Origin of the sequence: Campylobacter concisus, from assembly GCF_902460895.1 — a bacterium.
In the GTDB taxonomy this organism is placed as follows: Bacteria; Campylobacterota; Campylobacteria; order Campylobacterales; family Campylobacteraceae; genus Campylobacter_A; species Campylobacter_A concisus_BC.
Genome location: NZ_CABPVL010000014.1, coordinates 9,294 through 12,850 on the forward strand (window position 1 = coordinate 9,294; position 3,557 = coordinate 12,850).

Genomic DNA, 3,557 nt, shown 5'->3' on the forward strand with positions numbered 1-3,557 from the left:
TTTATTTGAATAAGGTTCATAAGATATATTCTTAACAGCATAAGTATCATTAAATTTATTTGTGAAATACTTATGAAGTATTAGTTCATAAGACCTTTTTTGTTGTTCGTAGGTGGCTCCGTTTGGAGCCATAGATATTAAATTTATTCTTTAATCCTTTATATTATGCTCTTTGGCATAGCTTAATATCTTTTGCCTAAGATCTTCAGGGAAGCTATCTCTATACATCACTGGTGTTAGAGGGTTTAGCTTTTTATCTAATTTACCAGCCTCATATAGTCTTGTTAGCTCTTCTGGTGTGTTGTAGTATGGTGCATTTGGATATCCCTCTGGTGGGGTTAGGGACATTATTTTGGCTTCTAATATACCAGAGTCTCTATTTAACATAACTTGCTTTAATTCAGTATCATCTGGCTCTGCGACATCATAAGGGGCTTGAAAATCATGCAAGGTTTCTTTTGCATATTTCAAAAATTCTTCTCTAGTAGTCTCATTTGCGTCAAGATCTCTAGGGTCTAGTAGCTTGCCTTTATCTTCCACCATTTCTCTTAAGTGATGAACAGTATCAGCTATTGGATCAAGTATAACCCCGCCCCTATTAAAATCCATCACAAAGTAATTTCCCACTATCTCATCAAGATAAGGCATCATTCCATATTCATCTAGTGGGGGATTTTTAGATAAATTTTCAAATTTTATTTTTGTTTGTAAGTCTTTATTTGAGCCCGATATATAAGACGAAGAAGAAAAGTATCTAGCTAGCACTTTTAAAGCATCTACTTCTCCTAGTTGAGCTGCTAGAAATACTGCTTGTCTAGCTCTTGTTTTAAAGCCAGAGTTATTTAATACAGTAGCTGAAGAAAATGATCGTCTATCTCCTAATATACCTGCACAAATTCTCCATTCTCCACTAAATAATCTTGATTTAAGTGTATTTTTATTTCTATCTACTTCATCATAAATTTCAGCATATTCTGGCTTTGTTAGTTTGCCATTGCTATCTACTCTACCTATGGCGTCTTCTGGGATATCTATCATAGTACATTTTAGATTACTTCTTTTTACTAGATAGATATATCTATCTCTTTTATCTTTTAAACTTTCATAGTAAGCTTTTTCTGATTTAGTCCAAGGAGATAGTTTATTTGAGTTTGATTTATAGCTAATGTCTAGCCATGGTTTAAAAGATAGATAGTCTGTTTGACCTAGAGAGTTTGGTTTAGGGTTATAGTATAGTGGTTTATAGTTTTTATATGGGGATGAGTCTAGGATGGAGCGAGCTTCTAAGAGATACTTGGATTGAATTTCTAAGTATTCCTTACTAGTACGTACCTTTTTATACTCATTGTTATTTGGCACCAATAGGTTTGTTGCTTTATCAAATTTTAGTTCTGTACCATCTGGTGCTAAGACCGTATACGTTTCTTTACTCATTAAATTTCCTTTATTTATTATTAATAGTGATCCTGCTACTAAAAGAGCTATGATGATAAATGTAATCTTCTTCATCTCTTATCCTATGTATAGACCATCTTCCATTACTATGGTGGTGGCTAAGCGACCAATTAGGCGAGGAGGAACTTTTGAAGGTGCCTTTTTGCTCTTAGCATTTTTATATTCTTGAAATTCCTTACACCCCACATACATACCCTTTACATTGTTATTGCCTATAACGTCTAGTGCTTTTAGTAGTCTTCTTGATTTATTATCTACTTCTGATCCAAAGGTGTTTAAATTTCCATTTTTAAAGTCTTCTAGTATCTCCATAGCTTCGTTGTATTTATCTATTGGCAGTTCAGTACCCTCTTCGACACCCTGACTATATAAATCATAAATTTTTCCTCTTTGTTTTATACCTATTGGATTTGATGGACTTATTGTAAGCAATGTTTTAACTCCTTGTAGCATAAGCTCTTTTGGTGAATATGCTAGCTTTTTATTTCTTTTGTTAAGGTTATTAAAGAACTCTTCATCAGTTTTATTATCTGTTCTTAGTTCATCCAGACATAGATAAGATATCATAGTATCTAGGCTTATATCTTTAGATAGATTAGAGTCTAGTTTGTTTGTAGTGGTGTTTATATCATAGTAAAAGAAGTTATGATAGTCTAGTCCTCCACTAGATAGTCTTCCTCCTATGATAGTTCTTTTTAGATCTATATTTATAAAAGATGAGTATATCTCTATAGGGTAGTAGGTATATTCACTTGTTTCATTTGAATAAGGTTCATAAGATATATTCTTAACAGCATAAGCGTCATTAAATTTATTTGTGAAATACTTATGAAGTATTAGTTCATAAGATCTTTTTTGTTGTTCGTAAGATGAAGTATAAGCACTATCTAGAAAAAAATTAAAGCCAGCTTTTGCGAGATTGGATATTACTGCTTTTCCTGCATTTTTTGCAAATTCTATACCTATCCTTAAAGTTATAAGTTTTCTTGTAGTGCCTTTATACTCTTGTGCTAATTTTTCTTGATTTAGACGTTGAGCTTTGTCTTCTGTTTTTTGTCCAAAGTAAGAAAAAAGGTAGTCATTGCTTTTTAGCTTTTGCATCTTAAAAAATTCGCGACTTTTATGAAGATTAAGATTTTTTTCATCATTTTTGCCGATGAATATTAAATAAGGTTTTTCTTTTATTAGCGTGGCCAATCTAAGCTCTCCACCCGTTGCCATAAATATGCCTTTAACGACATTAAGAGGATTAGCGTCTTTTCCTACGTAAAACATTGTCCTTATAACACTTTTCCATACAGTTTCACCGCATTTATCTATAAAAAAGCCATAAAATGGAAATATATCATGTAATATATCGTTCATTATAGACTTTAATGAAAAATCTATCACATCCTTGTACTCATCATCATTTATCAGCTTTATATATCTTTTAAATTTCTCATCCTCTATACTGCTCGTATCTATAGTATTAGGATTACCAAGTGCCTCTTTAAGCTCTTTATATTCTTCGTCACTTAAAGAAAACTCTTTTTTGAATTTACTTGCAAATTCCTCATTACTAATATCATGTGTATCTATGGTTGTTGGCTCTTCGAGTATCTTTTTTAACTCACTATATGTATCATCATCCAATATATGATCATCATCCGCCACATGACTTTTTTCTATTTTTTCCACTATCTCTTCTATGCAGATGGTATCCTTTTGTCTTGCTTTTGCCTCTTTTTCTTTTTTAAAGAAACATATAGGAACTTTTGTTTTATCTTCTTTTAGATAATAGGTATTTTTAGATAAAACTAGAAGCGTTTCGCCGTATAAATTTATGGCTTCACCCTCAAGATAAGGCTCTTGTTTAATTATGGAATTATCAAATATTTGTCTTAATATAAAATATCCCATCGTCAATAAAAATACTTTTGTAGCTGGATAATAGTATTCTGTTTCTATCTCAATTGCATCATTAGACTCCTCTGATAGTAGTTGCATCATACCTCTATCATCGATTGGTATTGAGGTTGGTTTGCCCAAAGCATAAACAACGCGATCTCGTTCTGTATTTGAATTCAAATTTAAAAAGAAGGTTTTGAATTCATCTATAT

The 3,557-nt window shown here is 31.8% G+C and carries 2 protein-coding genes; both read right to left on the reverse strand.

What is annotated here, in order from left to right; all coding sequences use genetic code 11:
* Positions 1 to 150: 150 nt before the first annotated feature.
* Positions 151 to 1,509 (reverse strand): thioredoxin reductase, encoded by a 1,359-nt coding sequence (locus F3G98_RS10035; protein WP_149726119.1) that lies wholly within the window; start codon positions 1,507 to 1,509, stop codon positions 151 to 153.
* 3 nt (positions 1,510 to 1,512) lie between these two features.
* Positions 1,513 to 3,557 (reverse strand): hypothetical protein (locus F3G98_RS10615; protein WP_188117002.1); only part of this gene is annotated, 2,045 nt, incomplete at its 5' end.